Source organism: Aromatoleum evansii (assembly GCF_012910805.1).
Classification (GTDB): domain Bacteria; phylum Pseudomonadota; class Gammaproteobacteria; order Burkholderiales; family Rhodocyclaceae; genus Aromatoleum; species Aromatoleum evansii.
In genome coordinates this window covers 34,825-56,292 of record NZ_WTVK01000012.1, presented here as the reverse complement: position 1 = coordinate 56,292, position 21,468 = coordinate 34,825, and the positions used below count along the sequence as shown (strand labels likewise).

The window sequence follows — 21,468 nt, the reverse complement described above, 5'->3', positions numbered from 1 at the left end:
TGCGGCGGCTCCTGCGCGGGATTCAGTGGGGGGTGCGATTGCGCACCAGGTTCACGAGCTGTGCGAGCTCGACGGCCGAGCGCACCTCCATCTTCTCGAAGACCTTGGAGCGGTGTGCTTCGACGGTGCGCATCGAGATGCACAGGTCGTCGGCGATGACCTTGTTGAACTTGCCGGCGAGGATCAGTTCCATCACTTCCTGCTCGCGCGCGGTGAGCGTGGCGAGGCGCGCCTCGACCGTTTCGCGCGTGGTTTCGGCGCGGTGGTTGTTCGCGTCGATCTCCAGCGCACGCATGACGATGTCCACCAGATCGCTGTCGTTGAAGGGTTTTTCGATGAAGTCGAACGCACCTTTCTTCAGCGCGGCCACGGCCATCGGGACGTCGCCGTGGCCGGTGATGAAGATGACCGGGAGCTGGTTGCCGCGCTGACGCAGCATGTCGAAACATTCGAGGCCGCTCATGCCTTCCATGCGGATGTCGAGCACGACGCAGCCGCGCCAGCCGGGTTCCAGTGCCTCGAGGAAGCTCTCGGCGCTCGGCCAGGTGGCGCACGCGACGTCGCGCGTCTTGAACAGCCACTGCAGGGCGTCGCGGATCGCTTCGTCGTCGTCGATGATGTGGGCGCAAGGCTGGGTCATGGGGTTTCCACGGGTAGCGACAGGGTGAAGATGGTACCGCCGTCGGGGTTGGTTTCGAAACCGAGCCGGCCATGGTGCAGTTCGGCAATGGAGCGGCAGATGTTGAGGCCCATGCCCATGCCCTCGGCCTTGGTGGTGAAGAAGGGCTCGAACAGGCGGCGGCCGGTTTCCGCGTCGATGCCGGTGCCGTTGTCGGCGACGCGCACGACGAGGGTATCGCCTTCGCGTCGCGTGCTGACGCGCACCGTGCGGCGTGCGGGCGGGTTGTCGCGCATTGCGTCCATGCCGTTGCGCACGAGATTCACGATGACCTGCTCGATCATCACGGGGTCGGCGGCGACGCTCGGCAGCGCTTCCTCGAGATCGGTTTCGATGCGCATGCCGCGCTTGGTGGAGTCGGCTTCGATGAGGCCGATCGCCTCGCGGATCATCAGGTTGATGTCGAGGCGCTCGCGCTTGGGCTCGGAGCGGCGCACGAAGTCGTGCACGCGGCGGATGATGTCGCCGGCGCGGCGGGCCTGGCGGCCGATGCGGTCGAAGATGTCCTTCAGTTCGCTGCGGTCGATTTCCGGCTGCTCGAGGCGGTTGAGGCAGCCGGTGTTGTAGCTGGCGATCGCGGCGAGCGGCTGGTTGAGTTCGTGCGCGAGCGTCGAGGCCATCTCGCCCATCGTTATCAGGCGCGAGGTGGCCTGGAGGCGTTCTTCCTGTTGGCGCGCGAGCTCTTCGGCGTGTTTCTGCGCGGTGATGTCGAGCATCGAGCCCATCCACCCGGTCTGCCGGCCCGCGGCGTCGATGAGCGGTGCTTCGAAGATCAGCGCGTCGAAGCGTTCGCCGTTCTTGCGTCGCAGGCGCAGTTCGAAGCCTTCCGGCGAGGCGTCGCCGGCGAGGATGCGGTCGTGGATTTCCTGCGTCTGCTGCAGGAACTCGGGATCCCAGTAAGGCATGGGCGGGGTGCGCCCGACGAGTTCTTCGGCGCTGTAGCCGACCATTCTGCAGAAGGCGGGGTTGACATAGGTGATGCGTCCGTCGAGGTCGCGCGCGCGCAGGCCGGTGAGCATGGAGTCTTCCATGGCTCGCCGGAACAGGGATTCGCTGCGCAGCGCCTGCTCGGCCCGGTGGCGGCGCTGCAGTTCGCGGCGCAGCTGCAGCACGCTCCACACGAGGATGCCGCCGAGCAGCAGGATGGAACCGATCAGCAGCACCTGCACCCAGCGCGTCTCGCCCTGGTAGGCGGTGACCTGCAGGGTGAGCCCGCCGCCGGGCGGGTCGAAGGCCATCGAGTAGCTTTGGCGGTCGGACAGCGGGGCGACCTTGGATTTCGCGACGAGCTCGCGTCCGTCGCTGTCGTGCACGCTCACGCGGTAGCGCTCGGCAAACCACCATGGCAGTTCGTGGGTGACGAGGTCGTGGAGCGAATAGACGCCGATCATCGCGCCGACAAAGCCGTTTTCGGCGTAGATCGGGACGTGCACCTCGAATTGCTGGCGGTCGCCGGCTGCGGCGTACACCGGGCCATAGACACGCCGTTCGAGGGCCTTGGCCAGGCGCAGGTTGGCGGCGGACTGCTCGCCAAGTTGCTCGCCGAGCATCTCGCCGTCCCCGATTGGCGGCAGGGCGCCCTGCAGGCGGCCCGTCGCGTCGAGCCACATCACCCGCACGAGGCCGTTCTCGGCGCGCACGAGCTGCCGCAGCGCGGCAGACGCCTGGGGCTGGTGGCGGTCGGCGGCGAGGATTTCCTGGCCGATCTGGGCGAGCTGCGCGGCGTTGCGTTCGAGCTTGAACTGCAGGTTCTGCTCCATCCAAAGCACGTCGTTGATGAGCGTGGCGCGCTGCTCTTCCTCGTCGTAGCTGCGCGTGAACCAGACCAGCGCGGCGATCACGGCGAGGAACAGCAGCACCGTCAGGTAGGGCACGGCGGTGAGCCAGCGCTGCCGGACGGAAAGGGCGGTCGCCTGCGGGGTGCTCATGGGCGGGGGTAGGTGCGGGGTGTTGTGGATGTCCACAATGTAATAGATGCGTGCGGCTTCATAGACTGGTGAAAGTGTCCGGCGCCTCTGGTTGCTGCACGGCACCCGCCCGGACATGGGTCAGGTAAAAAACTATGCAATTTGGAGGAGATAGTGGAATGAAGATCCGCGCCCTTTTCATCGGTCTTGTCGCCATGGGGCTGTCCGCCGCTGCGGTCGCCGCCGATCCCGTCGTAATCAAGTTCAGCCACGTCGTCGCCAACGACACCCCCAAGGGCAAGGCTGCCGACAAGTTCAAGGAGCTTGCCGAGAAGTACACCAAGGGTGCCGTCAAGGTCGAAGTCTACCCGAACAGCACGCTGTACAAGGACAAGGAAGAGATGGAGGCGCTGCAGCTGGGCGCCGTGCAGATGCTCGCTCCGTCGCTGGCGAAGTTCGGCCCGCTGGGCGTGAAGGAATTCGAGGTCTTCGATCTGCCCTACATCTTCGACAACTACGACGACCTGCACAAGGTGACGATGGGGCCGGTCGGCCAGAAGCTCCTCGGCAAGCTCGAGGGGCGTGGCATCAAGGGCCTGGCGTTCTGGGACAACGGCTTCAAGTCGCTGTCGGCAAATACGCCGATCAAGGCGCCGGACGACATCAAGGGCAAGAAGCTGCGCGTGCAATCGTCCAAGGTGCTCGAGGAGCAGATGCGTGCGCTCGGCGCGATCCCGCAGGTGATGGCCTTCTCCGAGGTGTATCAGGCGCTGCAGACCGGCGTCGTGGACGGCACCGAGAACCCGCACTCGAACCTCTACACGCAGAAGATGCATGAGGTGCAGAAGCACATGACCCTGACCGACCACGGTTACCTGGGTTATGCGGTGATCACCAACAAGAAGTTCTGGGACGGCCTGCCGGCCGAGGTGCGTGGCCAGCTCGAGCAGGCGATGAAGGAGTCGACCGAGTTCGCGAACAAGATCGCGCGCGAGGAGAACGACAAGGCCCTCGAGGCGGTGCGCGCATCGGGCAAGACCGCGATCTACAAGCCGACCGACGCCGAGAAGATGGCGTTCAAGAAGGCGCTCGTGCCGGTGCACAAGAAGATGGAATCGCGCATCGGTGCCGAGACGATCCAGTCCATCTACAAGGACACCGGTTTCGACCCGTCCAAGCTGTAACTCGCCGTCGTAACGTCACCATCGATAACTGATACGGCAGGGACCCCGCTGCGCGAGTGCGTGGCGGGGGCTTGTCGTGCGGCGGGAGAATCCCATGCTAAAAGTGCTCGATCACCTCGAGGAATGGCTCATCACCTTCCTCATGGGCGCGGCCACGCTGATCATCTTCGTGTCCGTCGTCCATCGCTACGGCTCCGGTCTCGCCATTCCTGGCGTGCAGGACTGGCTGCTTTCCCTGAACCTGGGCTGGGCCCAGGAGCTCACCATCATCATGTTCGTGTGGATGGCGAAGTTCGGCGCCGCCTATGGCGTGCGTACCGGCATCCACGTCGGCGTCGATGTGCTGATCAACCGCCTGTCGGATGCCAATCGCGCCAAGTTCGTCGTCATCGGCCTCGGTGCGGGGGCGCTGTTTACGGGCATCGTCGGCACGCTGGGTCTCACCTTCGTGCTGGAAAACGGCGCGCATTACCAGTTCCTGACCTGGTTCGGCATGGATGTCGGCGACCTCTATGAGGGGCCGACGACGCCCGACCTCGAATGGCCGACCTGGATCGTGTATTCCGCGATCCCGCTCGGCTCCTACCTGATGTGCTTCCGCTTCCTGCAGGTGATGGTGTCCTTCATCCGCACGGGCGAGCTGCCGCACCACGATCACGGCCACGTCGACGGCATCGACGAGGAGCACCTGCCGGTGGATGCCAATTACCTCGACATGGGTGACAACCTGCATCCGCACGACCTGAAGCACAAACAGATCGGCGAAGACCGCGACGTCACGGGAGGCAAGCAATGAGCGCCGCAATCATCTTCGTCATCCTGCTGGTGCTGATGCTCACCGGCATGCCGATCTCGATCTCGCTGGGTCTGACGGTCCTGACCTTCCTGTTCACGATGACCCAGGTGCCGATCGAGTCGGTCGCGCTGAAGCTCTTCACGGGCATCGAGAAGTTCGAGATCATGGCGATCCCGTTCTTCATCCTCGCCGGCAACTTCCTCACCCACGGCGGGGTGGCGCGGCGGATGATCAACTTCGCCACCGCGATGGTCGGCCACTGGCACGGCGGCCTGGGCCTGGGCGGCGTGCTCGCCTGCGCGCTGTTCGCCGCAGTGTCGGGTTCCAGCCCCGCGACGGTGGTCGCGATCGGCGCGATCCTGCTGCCGGCGATGGTCAAGCAGGGCTTCCCCAACAAGTTCGGCGCAGGCGTCATCACCACCTCGGGCGCGCTCGGGATCCTGATCCCGCCGTCGATCGTGATGGTCATGTACTCGGTGTCGACCAACACCTCGGTCGGCGCGCTGTTCATGGCGGGCGTCGTGCCGGGCCTGATGCTGGCGGCCTTCCTCGGCTTCACGACCTGGTACCGGGCACGCAAGTTCGGCTACCCGCGCCAGCCGAAGGCGAGCTGGACGGAGCGGCTGAAGGCGTTCAAGGAGTCGGCCTGGGGCCTGTTCCTGATCGTGGTCGTGATGGGCGGCATCTACTCGGGCATCTTCACGCCGACCGAGGCGGCTGCGATGAGTGCGGTGTATGCGTTCTTCGTCGCGGTGTTCGTGTACAAGGACCTGGGCCTGAAGGACGTGCCCAAGGTGCTGCTGAACTCCGCCAACATGAGCGCGATGCTGCTCTACATCATCACCAACGCGGTGCTGTTCTCCTTCCTGCTCACGCACGAGAACATCCCGCAGGAGATGGCGGACTTCATGATCGGCACCGGCGTGGGCGTGATCGGCTTCCTGATCATGGCCAACATCCTGATGCTGATCGCGGGCAACTTCATGGAGCCGTCGTCGATCGTGCTGATCCTGGCGCCGATCCTGTTCCCGATCGCGATCAAGCTGGGCATCGACCCGGTGCACTTCGGCATCATCATGGTGGTGAACATGGAAGTCGGCATGTGCCATCCGCCGGTGGGCCTGAACCTCTACGTCGCCTCGGGCATCACCAAGATGGGCATCACGGAACTCACCGTCGCCGTCTGGCCGTGGCTGGTGTCGATGCTGGTCTTCCTCGTGCTCGTGACCTACGTGCCGTGGATCTCGCTGGCCCTGCCCAGGGCGCTCGGCATGATGTAATCGGCCGCGTTGCGCGCAAGAGCCCGCCTATTCCGGCGGGCTTTTTTTCGTTGCTGCAAAGCTGGAGTAGACTGGTTCATCGGCCGTGCGCGGCCCCAACGTTTTGAAGGACGACTTCGCGCCCATGACGATCTACCTGAAGGAAGAAGAGGTCGGCAGCCTGCTGGACATGCCGATGGTGCTGGACGCCGTGGAGCAGGTGATGGCCGCACAGGGGCGCGGCGAGACGGTGGACTTCCCGCGCCAGCGCGTGCGCCTGCCGGCGTCGATCACGCACCTGCTGCAGGGTGGCGTGCCGGATCTGAATCTCACCGGCATCAAGGTGTATACGTCCGCGGGGGGGCGCAACCGTTTCTGGGTCCATCTCTTCGATGCGACGAGCGGCGATCCCGTCGCGGTGCTGGAAGCGGACCGCCTCGGCATGATGCGCACGGGCGCGGCCGGCGGCGTCGCGACGAAGTGGCTGGCACGTGCCGACGCGCGCGTGGCCGGCGTGTTCGGCTCGGGCTGGCAGGCGCAGGGGCAGGTGCTGGCGCTGTGCGCGGTGCGGCCGATCGAGCGCGTCAAGGTGTTCGCGCGCAACCCGGAGCGGCTGGCGGCCTTCTGTGCGCAGATGAGCCGGGAGACCGGGCGCGAGGTCGTGCCGGCGGCCAGCGCCGAGGACACCGTGCGCGGGTCGGACGTGGTCGTGACGATCACCACCTCGCCCAAGCCGCTGTTCGATGCGAACTGGCTCGCGGAGGGGGCGCACATCACCGCGGCGGGCTCGAACAGCCTGGCTCGCCAAGAGCTGTCCGAGGCGGCGGTGCGGCGCGCCGACGTGATCTGCGTCGATTCGCGCGAGGTCGCGGTGCGCGAGGCGGGCGACCTGATGCCGCTGCTGGAGAAGGGGCGCACCCAGCCGGGGCGTTGGGTGGAACTGGGCGAAGTGATCGCCGGCGTACGGCCGGGGCGCATCGCCGCCGGCCAGATCACGCTGTTCGAGTCGCAGGGCATGGCGATCCAGGACATCGCGGTCGCGGCCCGTGTCGTGGCACTCGCACGCGAGCGTGGTCTCGGCTGCGAATTGCCGTACTGAGGGCGTAGCGGCGCGCCATCTGACCATGTCCTCCGAATCGCCGATCCGCCTCGAGTTCTGTGCATGCAGCGATGTGGGGAGGGTGCGCAAGCGCAACGAGGATTCGCTGGCGGTCGACGAAGATCGCGGGTGGGCGGTGCTGGCCGACGGCATGGGCGGCTATCGCGGCGGCGACGTCGCGTCGCGGATGGCCGTGGAGGTGACGCTGCAGTGCCTGGAACGCGAACTCGTCGCGCCGGATGACAACGAGGCGGAGCGCGTCGCGGCGGTGCTCGAGGTCGCCGTGCGCGAAGCGAATGCCGAGATCCGTGCCGCCGCGGCGCGCGATTCCGCACTCTCCGGCATGGGCTCGACGCTGGTCGTCGCCGCATTTCTCGCCGACCGCGTGCTGACGGCGCATGTCGGCGATTCGCGCATGTACCGGTTGCGCGGCGGCGTGCTGGAGCAGCTGACGCGCGACCACACGATGCTGCAGCAACTGGTCGATGCCGGCATCCTCGCGCCCGAGGAAGTCGCGCACTCGCAGTTCCGTGGTCTGCTGACCCGCGGCCTGGGCGTTTCGCCCGTGGTGCTGCCCGAGTCGGGAAGCCATTCTGCCTTTCCCCGTGACGTCTTCCTGTTGTGCTCCGACGGGCTGACCGACATGCTCGACGACGCCGCGATCGCCACGGTGCTGGAGCCTGTCGAATCGGGGGTGATGCGTCTTGAAGAAGCCGCCGACCGTCTGGTGGCGCTGGCCAACGAGCGGGGCGGGCGCGACAATATCTCCGTGATTCTGGTGCGTATGGCGGCATGAGCGCCGCATGGACGAAGGAAAGGAACGATGCCGAAGCTCATCCTCAGCATGGACGGTCTGGTGCTCAAGGAAATCGCCCTCGACAAGGAGAAGGTCTCGATCGGACGGAAGCCCAACAACGACATCCAGATCGACAATCTCGCGATCAGCGGCCAGCACGCGCTGATCACGACCATCCTCGACGACTCCTTCCTCGAGGACCAGAACAGCACGAATGGCACCTACCTGAATGGCCAGCCGGTGAAGAAGTCCGTGCTGCGCAACAATGACGTGATCGAGCTCGGCAAGTACCGGCTCAAGTTCCTCGCCGACGTGAAGCGTCGTCCGCGCGGCGATCGCGTGGAGCCGTCGGATGCGCTGCGCTCCTCTGCAGGAGCATTCGCCGATCAGCGCAGCGACGCGACGCAGATGCTGCCTCCGGAAGTGCTTGCGAGCGTCACGGCCGAACAGGAGGAAGCCGACCTGCGGCTCGGGATCATCAAGGTCCTGACCGGCCCCACCGCTGGCCGCGAGTTGCGGCTGGCGAAGGCGATGGTCACGCTCGGCAAGCCCGGTGTGCAGGTCGCCGTGATCACGCGGCGTCCCCAGGGCTATTTCATTGCCCATGCCGAAGGCGGGACCTTCCCGCAGGTGAATAACCGCCCGATAGAAGCCGGAGCCCATCCGCTCGGCGACGGGGACATCCTCGAGATCGCCGGTGTGCGCATGGCGTTCTCGCTCGCCGACTGATGCTGGTCGTGTGTCTTAGTGCACGACGTTTCCCGAGGGGGGGTGCTAGCGTATTGCAGACGAGAAACGAGCTGCTGAGCCATCGGGTCGGGCGGCGCTGCACGCGCGGGGAATGATGAGGCTGAAGGTGCTGGGCTGCAGTGGAGGCATTGGCGGACCCGAGGCCCGCACGACCGCCTTCCTCGCCGACGATGACATGCTGATCGATTGCGGCACCGGGGTGGGCGACCTGGCGCTGGAGGAACTCGTGGCCATCGATCACATCTTCGTCACGCACTCGCACATGGACCACATCGCGGCGATTCCGCTGATCGTCGATGCGGTCGGCGAAATGCGCGGCGCGCCGATCACCGTGTATGCGATCCCCGAGGTGCTGCGCATCCTGCGCGCCCACGTCTTCAACTGGCTGATCTGGCCCGATTTCACCGCGATCCCCGATCGTCGCCGGCCCTTTCTCAGGATGCAGCCGATCAAGGTCGGCGAGGAAATCCGCCTCGGCGATCGCTCCATCACGCCACTGCCGGCGCTGCACAGCGTTCCGGCTGTGGCCTACTGCCTCGACGGCGGTAAGGGGCAGCTGGTGTATTCGGGGGACACGACCTACTCGCCCGAGCTCGTGACTGCCATCAATGCCTGCCGCGATCTGCGCCACCTGATCATCGAGTCCGCGTTTCCCGACGAGCAGCACGGACTCGCGCTCGCTTCCCGCCACCTCAGCCCCACGATGGTGGCGGCCTTCCTCGACGAAATCGCGGGCAACCCCCAGGTGCATATCAGCCACATCAAGCCGGGCCAGGGCGAACGCGTCATGGCACAGATCGCGGCAGCGGGGGCACGTCTGCACGCGTCCGCCCTGCGCCAGGGGCAAGTCATCGAGTTCTGATTCTCCCGCTGCGCGGCTGCCGCTAGAATGGCCGGCTCAGATTGTTTGTCATCCAAACGTCCCGCACAGCAGGTACCCGCATGACCATGAGCACGACGCAAGCAAAACCCGGAGGGGGGGAGGTCGCAACGCGGCTGGCCTTCTTCAAGGGCCTTCAGGCGATCACGGCACGCATCCATGCGAGCAAGGATATCGACGAGATCGTGTCCGAGCTGTCGTCCGAGCTGTGCTCCCTGTTTGCTGCGGAGCGCCTGTCCTTCTTCGTCGTCAATCAGGGCGGCACGCACTTGGTGGCCCGGGTGAAGACCGGCCGCGGAGCGGCGCCGGGGGCGCGCCTGCCGATCGACGAGAGCAGCATCGCGGGCTATGTTGCAATGACGGGCGAAGCGCTGAACCTGCACGACGTCTACGATGCCGCGGAGCTCGCGGCGATCTCGCCGAAACTGCGCTTCCGCACGATCAGCGACAGTCTCGCAGGCGCGCGGACGCGGCAGATGCTGTGCGCGCCGATCGTCGATCCGAACAGTGGCAAGCTGCATGGCATCATCCAGGTGATGAATCCCAGGGACGGTGCGGATTTCTCGCCCGTGGCCAAGGAAGGGCTGCTGGGGCTGGCGCAAACCCTCGGGGTGGCATTCGCGCAGCGCAGCAATGCGCCCGCGGCCCTGCGTTCGCGTTATGACGCTCTGATTGCCGACGGGCGCATCGCCACAGGCGAGATGGATGATGCGACGCGCATCTCGCGCGAGACCGGCGCCCATGTCGAGGACGTCCTGGTGGAAAAATATGGACTTCCCCTGGCGCAGATCGGCGATGCGGCGGCGCGCTTCTTCAACGTCGCATACGAGCCGTTCCGCTCCGATCGCGTCAAGCAGATGGACCTGCTGCGCAACATCAAGCGCGAATACGTGCAGCAGAACCAGTGGCTGCCGCTGGAGGAGACCAACGAGGGGGTCGTGCTGCTCACCTACGACCCCGAGCAGGTGCGCGTGTCGCGCGTCGCCGAGAACGTGTTCCCGCGGAAGAAGCTCGCCTACCGCGTGACGACGCACTGCGAGTTCGAGCAGACGGTCGACCACTACTTCGAGCCGACGATCGAGAGCGGCTCGGTCGACGACCTGCTGCACGACCTCATGGACGACGAGCAGGACGGCTCGGTTGCGGACGACGTCTCCGCCGCGGCCGACAACGAGCTCGTCAAGCTCGTGAACAAGATCATCATCGACGCGCACCGCCAGGGAGCGTCCGACATCCACATCGAGCCGCGTCCGGGCAAGGAAAAGACGCTGATCCGCTTCCGCAAGGACGGCACGCTGGTGCCCTACATCCAGATCCCGGCGAGCTACCGCAATCCGCTCGTGACGCGCATCAAGATCATGTGCGACCTGGATATTTCCGAGCGTCGCCGGCCGCAGGACGGCAAGATCAAGTTCCGCAAGTTCGCGCCGCTCGACATCGAGTTGCGCGTCGCCACCGTGCCGACCGCGGGCGGAATGGAAGACGTCGTGATGCGCCTGCTCGCCAACAGCGAGCCGCTGCCGCTCGACAAGCTGGGCCTCAGTCCGCACAACCTCGCGCGCCTGAAATCGGTGATCGTGAAGCCCTACGGCCTGTTCTTCGTGTGCGGCCCGACCGGCTCGGGCAAGACGACCACGCTGCACTCCATCCTCGGCCACATCAACACGCCCGAGACGAAGATCTGGACCGCCGAGGATCCGGTCGAAATCACGCAGAAGGGCCTGCGCCAGGTGCAGGTGAACCGCAAGGCGGGGCTGGATTTCGCGACCATGATGCGCTCCTTCCTGCGCGCCGACCCGGACGTGATCATGGTCGGCGAGATGCGCGACAAGGAGACGGTGTCGGTCGGCATCGAGGCCTCGCTCACCGGCCACCTCGTGTTCTCGACCCTGCACACCAACAGCGCGCCCGAATCCATCGTGCGCCTGCTCGACATGGGCATGGACCCGTTCAACTTCGGCGACGCGCTGCTCGGCGTGCTCGCGCAGCGCCTCACCAAGCGCCTGTGCAAGTGCAAGGAGGCCTATCGCCCGGATGACGGCGAAGTGCAGCAGATCCTCGACGAGTACTGCGAGGACATGATCGCGACGCCCGACTTCCAGGCCGACCCGGCGGCCGCGCGCGCGTCGGTGCTGGCCCGGCTGAAGGCTGAGCACGGCGGTGCGGACGGCCAATTCACGCTGTATCGCCCGGTGGGCTGCACGGAGTGCAACGGTGGCTACCGCGGGCGCGTCGGCCTGCACGAGCTGATGGTCGCCTCGAACGAGGTCAAGCGCCTGATCCAGGAGCGCGCGCGCGTCGCCCAGCTCCTCGCGCTGGCGCTGGCCGAAGGCCTGCGCACGCTGCGCCAGGACGGCATCGAGAAGGTGTTCGCGGGCGTCACGGACATGGAGCAGGTGCGGCGCGTGTGCGTGCGCTGAGGGGGCGGCGCGATTTTCACTGTGGGAGCGGCTTCAGCCGCGAATGGGCGCCGATTCGCGGCTGAAGCCGCTCCCACATAGCCCGCTCCACAGGGGACAGGGTTCGCGCGCTAAAATGGCGCTCCGGCCCCCTGGAGAACATAACAATGTACCGCATTGCCCCCAGCCTGCTCTCGGCCGACTTCGCCCGCCTCGGCGAGGAAGTGCGCAACGTCATTGCCGCCGGCGCCGACTGGATCCATTTCGACGTGATGGACAACCATTACGTGCCCAACCTCACGATCGGTCCCCTGGTGTGCGAGGCGATCCGCCCGCATACCGAGGCGCCCATCGACGTGCACCTGATGGTGAAGCCGGTCGACCGCATCATCCCGGACTTCGCCAAGGCCGGCGCGAACGTGATCACCTTCCATCCGGAGGCGTCCGACCACATCCACCGCACCCTCGCGCTGATCCGTGATCATGGCTGCAAGGCGGGGCTGGTGTTCAATCCCGCCACGCCCCTGCACTACCTCGATCACGCGCTCGACGATATCGACATGGTGCTGCTGATGAGCGTGAACCCCGGCTTCGGCGGGCAGAAGTTCATTCCCGGCACGCTCGGGAAACTGCGTGCGACGCGCGAGCGGCTCGATGCCTACGAGGCGGCCACCGGGCGCCATATCCTGCTGCAGATCGATGGTGGCGTGAAGGTCGACAACATCGCCGAGATCGCCGCTGCGGGCGCCGACACCTTCGTCGCCGGCTCGGCGGTGTTCGGCGCCGGGCGCGACGCCGACCCCCACCGCTACGACAGCGTGATCGCCGCGCTACGCGCGGAACTGGCGAAGGTGAAACAGTGAGCCTCGCGCGCTTCCCGGTGCGGGCGGTGCTGTTCGACCTTGACGGAACGCTGCTCGACACGATCCATGACCTCGCCGACGCGGCCAACCTGATGCTCGCCGAGATGGGCCGTGCGGCCCGCCCGCTCGAACAGATACATTCCTTCGTCGGCAAGGGCATCCCCAACCTCGTGCGCCGCTGCATGACCGAGGACTCTCACGCGGGCGAGGACGAGATCGAGCAGGCCGTCATCGTGTTCCGGCGCCACTACGCGATCGTCAATGGCCGCAGCACGCGTATCTACCCCGGCGTTGTCGAGACGCTGGAGGCGATGCGCGCGATGGAGCTGCGGCTTGCCTGCGTCACCAACAAGGCGGAGGCCTTCACGCTGCCGCTGCTCGAGCGCATGGGCCTGACATCCTATTTCAACGCGGTGGTGAGCGGCGACACGCTGCCGGTGAAGAAGCCCGATCCGGCCGTGCTGCACCACGCCTGCGAGCTGCTGGGCGTGCCGTCGCCGCACGCGCTGATGATCGGCGATTCAGCCAACGACGCACTCGCCGCCCGCGGCGCGGGCATGCCGGTGCTGCTCGTGACCTATGGATATAGCGAAGGCATGCCGGTGGACACCATCGAATGCGATGGGCTACTATCGGTCGCTACCGGGGCGCTCGACCGCATCGAAGCGGCGTGAAGGCCCGGCGCATATCCGCAAGACTCCATCATCCGATCGAGACATCGTGACCTACAGGAACCGGGATTCGGTAAAGGAAAGCACCCAGTTTGTCGCCGCGCAACTGCGCTGGCGCGGCTGGCGCTCGTGGCCTGCGGGCCACTGATACGCGACTGCTTCGCGGGCCACGACGCGCCCGCACCCCTTGCCGAATCGAACCGTTTTCCGTGGAGTCTCCATGCTTGAGCAGGAATTCAACGCGCTGGCCGCGCAGGGCTACAACCGCATTCCGGTCACGCTCGAAACCTTCGCCGACCTCGACACGCCGCTGTCGATTTACCTGAAGCTCGCCAACGAACCGTATTCCTACCTGCTCGAATCGGTGCAGGGCGGCGAGCGCTTCGGCCGCTATTCGATGATCGGGCTGGCGGCCTCGACCCGTATCGAGGTCTATGGCCGCTCCGCGCTGCTGCTGACCGGCAACCGCCTCGTCGAGCGGCGCGACTACGGCGATCCGCTGAACTACGTCGCCGAATTCATGGAGCGCATCAAGGTGCCGCCGCGCGACGGCCTGCCGCGCTTCGCGGGCGGCCTGGTGGGCTGCTTCGGCTACGACACCGTGCGCTACATCGAGCCGCGCCTCGCCCACGCGCAGAAGACGGACACGATCGGCACCCCCGACATCCTGCTGCTGCTGTCCGAGGAAATCGCGATCGTCGACAACCTCTCCGGCAAGCTCACGCTGGTCGTGTATGCCGAACCCGAAGTGCCGGGCGCCTTCAAGCGCGCGAAAAAGCGCCTGCGCGAGCTGCTCGCGCGGCTGCGTGCGCCGGTGCAGATCCCCGAGGACAACCATGCCGAGCCGCAGCCGGCGGTGTCGAGCTTCGGCGAGGAAGCCTTCAAGGCCGCGGTGAATCGCGCCAAGCAGTACATCGTCGACGGGGACATCATGCAGGTCGTGCTGTCGCAGCGCATGAGCAAGCCCTACGCGGCCAGCCCGATGGCGCTGTACCGCGCGATCCGCTCGCTGAACCCCTCGCCCTACATGTTCTACTTCAACTTCGAGGACTTCCACGTCGTCGGCGCGTCCCCCGAGATCCTCGTGCGCCTCGACGAGGACGGGCAGGGCAAGCGCGTCACGGTGCGCCCGATCGCCGGCACGCGCCCGCGCGGCGCCACCCCGGCCGAGGACGAAGCGCTGGAAGCCGACCTGCTCGCCGACGAGAAGGAGCGCGCCGAGCACCTGCAACTGCTCGACCTCGGGCGCAACGACGCGGGCCGCGTCGCGGAGACCGGCAGCGTCCGGGTGACCGACCAGTTCACGATCGAGCGCTACTCGCACGTGATGCACATCGTCTCCAACGTCGAGGCGCGCCTGAAGGACGACCTCAACGCGCTGGCGGTGCTGCGCGCGACTTTCCCGGCCGGCACCGTGTCGGGGGCGCCGAAGCTGCGCGCGATGGAGATCATCGACGAGCTGGAGCCGGTCAAGCGCGGCATCTACGCCGGCGCCGTGGGCTACATCGGTTTCCACGGCGACATGGATCTGGCCATCGCGATCCGCACGGCGGTGATCAAGGACGGTCACATCCATGTGCAGGCGGGCGCCGGCATCGTCGCCGACTCCAACCCCGATTCCGAATGGGCGGAGACGCAGAACAAGGCGCGCGCGATGCTGCGCGCCGCGGAAATGGCCGAGTCCGGCCTCGACACCCGGATCGACTGAGGAACGCACCATGCTGCTGATGATCGACAACTACGACAGCTTCACCTACAACCTCGTGCAGTATTTCGGCGAGCTCGGCGCGCAGGTGAAGGTGTATCGCAACGATGAAATCACCCTGGAACAGATCGCGCTGATGAAACCCGACCAGCTGGTGATCTCGCCGGGGCCGTGCACGCCGGCCGAGGCGGGCATCTCGGTGCCGGCGATCCGCGAGTTCGCGGGCAGGATCCCCATCCTCGGCGTGTGCCTCGGCCACCAGAGCATCGGCGCGGCCTTCGGCGGCAGGATCGTGCACGCCAAGCGCCTGATGCACGGCAAGACCTCGCCGGTCCATCATCTGGACATCGGCGTATTCAAGGGGCTGCCCAATCCGGTGACCTGCACGCGCTACCATTCGCTGGCGATCGAGCGCGAGAGCCTGCCCGACTGCCTGGAGGTGACTGCCTGGACCGAGGACGGCGAGATCATGGGCGTGCGCCACAAGACGCTCGCGGTCGAGGGCGTGCAGTTCCACCCCGAGTCGATCCTGACCGAACACGGCCACACGATGCTGCGGAACTTCCTCGACCAGCACCGCGCGAACTGACCAAGGACTTGCCATGACCATTACTGCCCAGGAAGCGCTCCAGCGCACGATCGACCACCGCGAGATCTTCTACGACGAGATGCTGTCGCTGATGCGCCAGATCATGGAGGGCGAGATCTCGCCGGTGATGACCGCCGCGATCCTCACCGGCCTGCGCGTGAAGAAGGAGACGATCGGCGAGATCACCGCCGCGGCGACGGTGATGCGCGAGCTGTCGACCAAGGTCGTCGTCGCCGGCCCGGACCAGAACTTCCTCGACATCGTCGGTACCGGTGGCGACGGGGCGAACACCTTCAACATCTCGACGACGACGATCTTCGTTGCCGCGGCGGCCGGCGCGCGCGTCGCCAAGCACGGCGGGCGCAGCGTGTCGTCGAAGAGCGGTGCCGCGGACGTGCTCGAGGCGCTGGGCGTCAAGCTCGGCGTGACGCCCGAGCAGGTCGCGGCCTCGATCGAGGCGACCGGCATCGGCTTCATGTTCGCGCCGGCCCATCACAGCGCGATGAAGAACGTCGCGCCGGTGCGCCGCGAGATGGGCGTGCGCACGATCTTCAACATCCTGGGCCCGCTGACGAACCCGGCCGGGGCGCCGAACACGCTGATGGGGGTGTTCCACCCGGACCTCGTCGGCATCCAGACGCGCGTGATGCAGCGCCTGGGCGCGAAGCACGTGCTGACCGTCTACGGCATGGACGGCATGGACGAGGTGAGCCTTGGGGCGGCGACGATGGTCGGCGAACTGAAGGACGGCGAGGTCCGCGAGTACCAGATCCATCCCGAGGACTTCGGCATGGCGATGGCGGGCACGCGCAACCTGCAGGTGCAGAGCGCCGAGGAGTCGAAGGCGGTGCTGCTGGGTGTGCTCGACAACAAGTCCGGCCCGGCGCGCGACATCGTGATCCTGAACGCTGGCGTGGCGCTGTACACGGCCAACCTCGTGGACTCGATCGCCGACGGCATCGTGCGGGCGCGCGAGATCATCGCCAGCGGCGCGGCGCGGGCGAAGCTCGAGGAGTTCCTCGCCTTCAACCGCCAGTTCGCATGAGGCAGACACCAGCATGAGCGACATCCTGAACAAGATCCTCGCCGTGAAGGCGGAGGAAGTGGCCGCGGGCAAGGCGCTGCGTCCGCTCGAGCGCGCGCGCGCGGAAGCCGAGGCGGCGCCCGCGGCGCGCGACTTCGTCGGTGCGATGCGCGCGAAGATCGCCGCCGGGAATGCGGCGGTGATCGCCGAGGTGAAGAAGGCGAGCCCGTCCAAGGGCGTGATCCGCGCCGACTTCCGCCCGGCCGAGATCGCCGTGCAGTACGAGCGCGCCGGGGCGGCCTGCCTGTCGGTGCTGACGGACCGGCAGTTCTTCCAGGGCGCCCCCGAGTATTTGCAGGCGGCGCGTGCGGCATGCGCGCTGCCGGCGCTGCGCAAGGACTTCCTCGTCGATGCGTGGCAGGTGTATGAGGCGCGTGCGATGGGCGCGGACGCGATCCTGCTGATCGCGGCGGCGCTGGATCTCGCGCAGATGCAGGAGATGGAGGCGATCGCGACGAGCCTGGGCATGGCCGTGCTGGTCGAGGTGCATGACGCGGCAGAGCTCGACGTCGCATTGCAGCTCGCGACGCCGCTTGTCGGCATCAACAACCGCAACCTGCGCAGCTTCGAGGTCAGCCTGCAGACGACGCTGGACCTGCTGCCGCGCATCCCCGCCGGACGCATCGTCGTCACCGAGTCCGGCATCCTCAAGCCGCAGGACGTGGCGCTGATGCGGTCGAACGCCGTGCACGCCTTCCTCGTCGGCGAAGCCTTCATGCGTGCGCCGGATCCGGGCGAGGAGCTGCGCGCGTTGTTCGCCTGAGCGGGGCGACGCATGACGTCGCCGCCGACCACGGAAGGGTCCTCTCGTCGGCGCGCCAGGCGTGTGGCCGCGTGGCTCGCGCTGCCGGCGCTGGCCGCCCTCGTGTCGGCGTGGCTGGTGCTGAGCGAATCGGGCCTGAGGGCGGCGGCCGCCCTCGTGGGGGTCGCGAGTGGCGGGCAGGTGGTGCTGGAGTCCCCCTCCGGTCGCTTGGCGGGAGCGCTGCGCGTCGGCGTGCTGCGCATCGATACGCCCGACCTGCGCCTGCGGGTCGAGGGCCTTGCGCTGGCCTGGCGTCCGCGGGCCCTGCTTGACGCCGACATCGCCATCGACGAGCTCGCGGCCGAGCGGGTCGATTTCGCCACGCGTCCGCAGGATGAGGCTCCGCAGCGCACGCCACCCGAGTCCCTCGTGCTGCCGCTTTCCCTTGCGGCGCAATCGCTGAGCGTCGGCCGGCTCGTGCTGCGCGATTGGGCGGAGGGCGACCTCGCCGCGGCCGGGGCCGTCTTCGACATTGCTGACCTTGCCGCCCGCGCACGCAGCGACGGCGGTCACCATCGCATCGAATCCCTTGCGGCGACCTTGCCTTTCGGGCGCGCCGAATTGTCGGGCGAGATCGACGGGCGCGCGCCGTTCGCGCTGTCTGCGAACGCGACGCTGAGCGGTGCGAACGGCGGGCACGAATACCGGATCCGGCTTGCCGCGGCGGGCGATCTGCTTGCGCCGCAATTGCGGATCGAGGCCGAAGGGGCGGGGCTGAGCGGCGATGGAGAGGTGCTGGCGACGCCGTTTGAAGCGGTGCCCGTGCGCAGCCTGCGTCTCGCGCTGGGCGATCTCGATCCGGCAATGTTCGCGCCCTCCGCGCCGCGCGCGGCGCTGCGCATCGCGGCCGACCTGTCGGCGCAGGAACTGGCGCAGGGTGCCTGGGGACTGGCGGGGCCGGTCAGGGTGGAGAATCTCGCCCCGGACGCGATCGACCGACAGGGCCTGCCTTTCACGACGCTTGCCGCACGGCTGCAGTGGACGCCCGAGCGCGTGCAGGTTGCAGAACTGATCCTGCGCCTGGCGGGAACCGGGCGGGTCACCGGCGACGTGGATTGGCGGCCGGGGGAGAGTGGGGCCGCTCCGGGGGAAGACGCGAACGAGGCGGCAATGGCACCTCCCGCGGCCGACCCGCTCGGCCGCCTGAGTGCCTCGCTGCAACTGGCGGGCGTCGAGTTGCAGCGCCTGGACGGGCGCCTGCCGCCCTCGGTGCTCGTCGGCGGGCTGCGTGCGGAGGGTGACCGCGGGCGCCAGAGCGCGGAATTCGACCTGAAGGTGAAGGAGACGCGCATGCGTGCCCGGGCGGTGCTGACCTCACTGGGGGAGTCTGGGGTCCGCAGCCTCTCGGCGAGCGGTGAGGTGTCATCCTTCGATCCCCGCCTTTTCATCGCCGACGCCCCGGAGGCGAAGCTGAATCTGGATTTCCGCCTCGCAGCGTCGCTGGGCGATGTGTCCCGCTACGAGACCGCTATCGACTTGCGCTCCGGACAACTGCGCGGCAAGCCCGTGCGCGGGACGCTGCGCGCGGTCGTGGAAGGGGGGCGCCTCGCCGACGGGGACCTGAATACGGATCTCGCCGGCAACCGTGTTCGCGCGCGAGGTGCCTGGGGCGCACCCCGGGACGTGCTGAAGGTGGATGTGGACGCCCCGGCGCTCGCGGCGCTCGATCCGCGGCTCGGCGGCCGGCTGAAGTTTGCGGGAAGCCTCTCCGGGGGCGCGGCCCAGCCGACCGGCAGCCTGAAGTTCGCCGCGGAGGCACTGCGCCTGCCGGGCGACGTCCGCATCGCTTCGGCCGACGGCGAGGGCCTGCTCGCCGCGGGTGCGGACGGCGAGGTCCGGCTTGCAATGGCGCTACGGGGGATGAAGTCGGTTGCCCGTGAAGCGCAGAAGGCGGCGGCCGCGGGGCGGGCCGCCGACGAGCCGGACTGGGTGACGCAGGCGAGCCTGCGGCTTGGCGGGACCCGTCGTGCTCATACCGTCGATGTTGCCGCTTCCGGCCTGGAGGGCGACAGCCTGCGGCTGCGGCTGGAAGGCGGCCTCGAGGGCGACGCGCCGGCTGCGGGCACGGCGGACGCACGCGGCGCATGGCGTGGACGTCTGGCCGCCCTGGACACGGCGGGGCGCTGGCCCGTGCGCCTGCGCGCGTCCGCTCCGCTGGAGCTGGGGCCACAGCGCGTGGCGCTGGGCGCGGCCGCGCTCGATGCCGGCGAACGCGGCCGTATCCGGCTGGACGAAACGAGCTGGTCGCCGCAGCGCATCGTCGCCCGCGGCTCCCTCACCGGGCTGGCCTTCGGCCTGATCTCGCGACCCGACGGACGTCCGCGTCGCGGCCCGGGTCCGCTGGTGCTTGGGGCGGAATGGGATCTGACTCTGGGTGAAGTGGCGCAGGGCTCAGCGCGCGTGTTCCGCGAGGCGGGCGACCTGACCGTGACCGGCGAAATTCCGGCGCGCTTGGGACTGGAGCATCTGGAGGCGCGCCTTGGCGCCCACGACAACCGCCTTGCGCTGGCGCTGGAGGCGCGCGGCAGCGAACTGGGCGAACTGGCCGGCGCCGCGACCGCACAGGCAGAGCGGACCCCGGGTGGCGGGTGGCGGCTTGCGCCCGATGCCGCGCTGCTCGGTTCGGCGCACCTCGCGATGCCGTCGATCGCCTGGGTCGGCCGGCTGATGCAGGAGAACGTCGTCACCGGCGGCAGCCTCGGCGCGAGCCTGGCGCTCGCCGGCACGCCGGCCGCGCCGCGCGCGAGCGGCACGATCACGGGGCGGGAGCTGTCGCTGGCACTGGTCGATCAGGGACTGCATCTGTCGGGGGGAGAAGTGCTCGCGCAATTCGATCGCGACCGGCTGCGGCTCGAGCGCCTCGAATTCGTCTCGCCCAACCGCGTGCGACCGCGCGACTCCCGCCCGCCGGTGGCGCGCCTGACGGCCACGCCGGGGCGTCTCCGCGCGAGCGGCGAGATCGCGCTGGATAGCGGCAAGGGCCATTTCGATTTCGCCGCCGAGCGCCTGCCGATCCTGCAGCGCAGCGACCGCTGGCTGATCCTGACCGGCGTCGGTGCGGCCAACAGCACCTGGACGCACGTGGATCTTGCGGCAAACCTGAGCGCCGACGCCGGTTATGTCGAACTGGCGGAAACCCCGGCGCCGAGCCTCTCCGACGACGTCGTGATCCTGGGGCGCGAGCGGCGCGCCAACGGCGGAGTGCGGGTCGCCGCGGATGTTGCGGTCGCACTGGGGGATCATTTCTACCTGTCGGCACTGGGCGTCGATACGCGCCTGACCGGCGGCTTGCGCCTGCGCCTGCGCGACGGGGTGCCGCCGAGCGCGATCGGCACGATCGCGACGGCCGGGGGCACGTATCGTGGCTACGGACAGTTGCTGGCGATCGAGCGGGGCCTGATCAACTTTCAGGGCGCGCCCGACAATCCCGGCCTCAACGTCGTTGCGCTGCGCAAGGGCTTGCCGGTCGAGGCGGGCATCGAGATCGCCGGCAGCGCGCGGCGTCCCCGCATCCGCCTGGTGTCCGAGCCGAACGTGCCGGATCCCGAGAAACTGTCGTGGATCGTGCTCGGGCGTGCGCCGAGCGCGGGCGGTGGCGGGGACATGGGCCTGCTGCTGCCGGCGGCGCAGGCCCTGCTGGGCGGTCCGGGCGGCGGGATGACCGAGCAGCTGTCGCGCAGCCTGGGATTCGACGAATTTTCGATCGGGCAGGGAGAAGTTGGCGGCGTCACCCGAAGTGCCACCAGCCGCGTTGTGGGAGAAGGTACCATCGTACGTGGTGGCGACAGCGTCGGTGGTCAGGTCCTGACGCTGGGCAAGCGCCTCTCGTCGGATCTGGTCCTGTCCTTCGAGCAGAGCCTGGGCGGCGCCGAAAGCCTCGTCAAGCTGACCTACCAGCTCAGCCGCAGGGTTTCGCTGGTGGCGCGCGGCGGCAGCGACAATGCCGCGGATATCTATTACACGATCTCGTTCGAATGACGGGAATCGCGGCCCGACGATGCTGTC

Annotated in this window: 17 protein-coding genes; 15 read left to right on the top strand and 2 right to left on the bottom strand. The window is 67.7% G+C overall.

Translation table 11 applies throughout. The features are described from left to right. Window positions 1–22: 22 nt before the first annotated feature. Together GO615_RS07920 and GO615_RS07915 are read right to left on the bottom strand one after the other, a co-directional pair. The gene (locus GO615_RS07920) at window positions 23–640 is read right to left on the bottom strand and encodes a response regulator transcription factor (RefSeq protein ID WP_169126720.1); all 618 of its coding nucleotides are present in this window, start codon (window positions 638–640) and stop codon (window positions 23–25) included. Then, window positions 637–2,607, bottom strand: coding sequence for a two-component system sensor histidine kinase NtrB (locus GO615_RS07915; RefSeq protein WP_169126718.1), 1,971 nt, complete (start codon window positions 2,605–2,607; stop codon window positions 637–639). The genes GO615_RS07920 and GO615_RS07915 overlap by 4 nt, the downstream gene beginning before the upstream one ends. Window positions 2,608–2,765: 158 nt before the next feature. Between GO615_RS07915 and GO615_RS07910 the strand changes: the two genes are divergently transcribed. The 15 genes from GO615_RS07910 to GO615_RS07840 all read left to right on the top strand — a co-directional run bounded on the left by GO615_RS07910 (window position 2,766) and on the right by GO615_RS07840 (window position 21,441). Beyond that, window positions 2,766–3,770: a TRAP transporter substrate-binding protein gene (locus GO615_RS07910; RefSeq protein ID WP_169126716.1), complete on the top strand. Its 1,005-nt coding sequence runs from the start codon at window positions 2,766–2,768 to the stop codon at window positions 3,768–3,770. A gap of 94 nt (window positions 3,771–3,864) precedes the next feature. Beyond that, entirely contained in the window at window positions 3,865–4,566 is a 702-nt protein-coding gene (locus GO615_RS07905; RefSeq protein WP_169126714.1) for a TRAP transporter small permease, read from the top strand. Beyond that, window positions 4,563–5,846 carry a TRAP transporter large permease gene (locus GO615_RS07900; protein ID WP_169126712.1) on the top strand — a complete coding sequence of 428 codons (1,284 nt, stop codon included), beginning with the start codon at window positions 4,563–4,565 and terminating at the stop codon, window positions 5,844–5,846. Before GO615_RS07905 ends, GO615_RS07900 begins: the two co-directional genes overlap by 4 nt. Window positions 5,847–5,970: 124 nt before the next feature. After that, window positions 5,971–6,924: an ornithine cyclodeaminase family protein gene (locus GO615_RS07895; protein ID WP_169126710.1), complete on the top strand. Its 954-nt coding sequence runs from the start codon at window positions 5,971–5,973 to the stop codon at window positions 6,922–6,924. A gap of 25 nt (window positions 6,925–6,949) precedes the next feature. After that, complete coding sequence (locus GO615_RS07890; RefSeq protein WP_169126708.1) at window positions 6,950–7,720, top strand: PP2C family protein-serine/threonine phosphatase; 771 nt, start codon at window positions 6,950–6,952, stop codon at window positions 7,718–7,720. Window positions 7,721–7,747: 27 nt separating this feature from the next. Continuing rightward, a complete protein-coding gene (locus GO615_RS07885) occupies window positions 7,748–8,449 on the top strand; it encodes an FHA domain-containing protein (RefSeq protein ID WP_169126706.1) in 702 nt (233 codons plus the stop codon). A gap of 115 nt (window positions 8,450–8,564) precedes the next feature. Continuing rightward, window positions 8,565–9,332, top strand: a complete 768-nt coding sequence (locus tag GO615_RS07880; RefSeq protein ID WP_169126838.1) for a 3',5'-cyclic-nucleotide phosphodiesterase — start codon at window positions 8,565–8,567, stop codon at window positions 9,330–9,332. An 80-nt stretch (window positions 9,333–9,412) separates the two neighbouring features. Further along, the gene (locus GO615_RS07875; RefSeq protein ID WP_211166998.1) at window positions 9,413–11,770 is read left to right on the top strand and encodes a GspE/PulE family protein; all 2,358 of its coding nucleotides are present in this window, start codon (window positions 9,413–9,415) and stop codon (window positions 11,768–11,770) included. A 146-nt stretch (window positions 11,771–11,916) separates the two neighbouring features. Then, on the top strand, window positions 11,917–12,612 hold the full coding sequence (gene rpe, locus GO615_RS07870) for a ribulose-phosphate 3-epimerase (protein ID WP_169126704.1): 696 nt from the start codon (window positions 11,917–11,919) through the stop codon (window positions 12,610–12,612). Beyond that, window positions 12,609–13,286 (top strand): phosphoglycolate phosphatase, encoded by a 678-nt coding sequence (locus GO615_RS07865; RefSeq protein ID WP_169126702.1) that lies wholly within the window; start codon window positions 12,609–12,611, stop codon window positions 13,284–13,286. The genes rpe and GO615_RS07865 overlap by 4 nt, the downstream gene beginning before the upstream one ends. A gap of 217 nt (window positions 13,287–13,503) precedes the next feature. Continuing rightward, window positions 13,504–14,991: an anthranilate synthase component I gene (gene trpE, locus GO615_RS07860; protein WP_169126700.1), complete on the top strand. Its 1,488-nt coding sequence runs from the start codon at window positions 13,504–13,506 to the stop codon at window positions 14,989–14,991. 10 nt (window positions 14,992–15,001) lie between these two features. Next, window positions 15,002–15,577 carry an aminodeoxychorismate/anthranilate synthase component II gene (locus GO615_RS07855; protein WP_169126698.1) on the top strand — a complete coding sequence of 192 codons (576 nt, stop codon included), beginning with the start codon at window positions 15,002–15,004 and terminating at the stop codon, window positions 15,575–15,577. A gap of 13 nt (window positions 15,578–15,590) precedes the next feature. Continuing rightward, on the top strand, window positions 15,591–16,622 hold the full coding sequence (trpD, locus tag GO615_RS07850; RefSeq protein WP_169126696.1) for an anthranilate phosphoribosyltransferase: 1,032 nt from the start codon (window positions 15,591–15,593) through the stop codon (window positions 16,620–16,622). A 13-nt stretch (window positions 16,623–16,635) separates the two neighbouring features. Continuing rightward, on the top strand, window positions 16,636–17,424 hold the full coding sequence (trpC, locus tag GO615_RS07845; RefSeq protein WP_169126694.1) for an indole-3-glycerol phosphate synthase TrpC: 789 nt from the start codon (window positions 16,636–16,638) through the stop codon (window positions 17,422–17,424). 12 nt (window positions 17,425–17,436) lie between these two features. After that, the gene (locus GO615_RS07840; protein WP_169126692.1) at window positions 17,437–21,441 is read left to right on the top strand and encodes a translocation/assembly module TamB domain-containing protein; all 4,005 of its coding nucleotides are present in this window, start codon (window positions 17,437–17,439) and stop codon (window positions 21,439–21,441) included. Window positions 21,442–21,468: the final 27 nt, after the last annotated feature.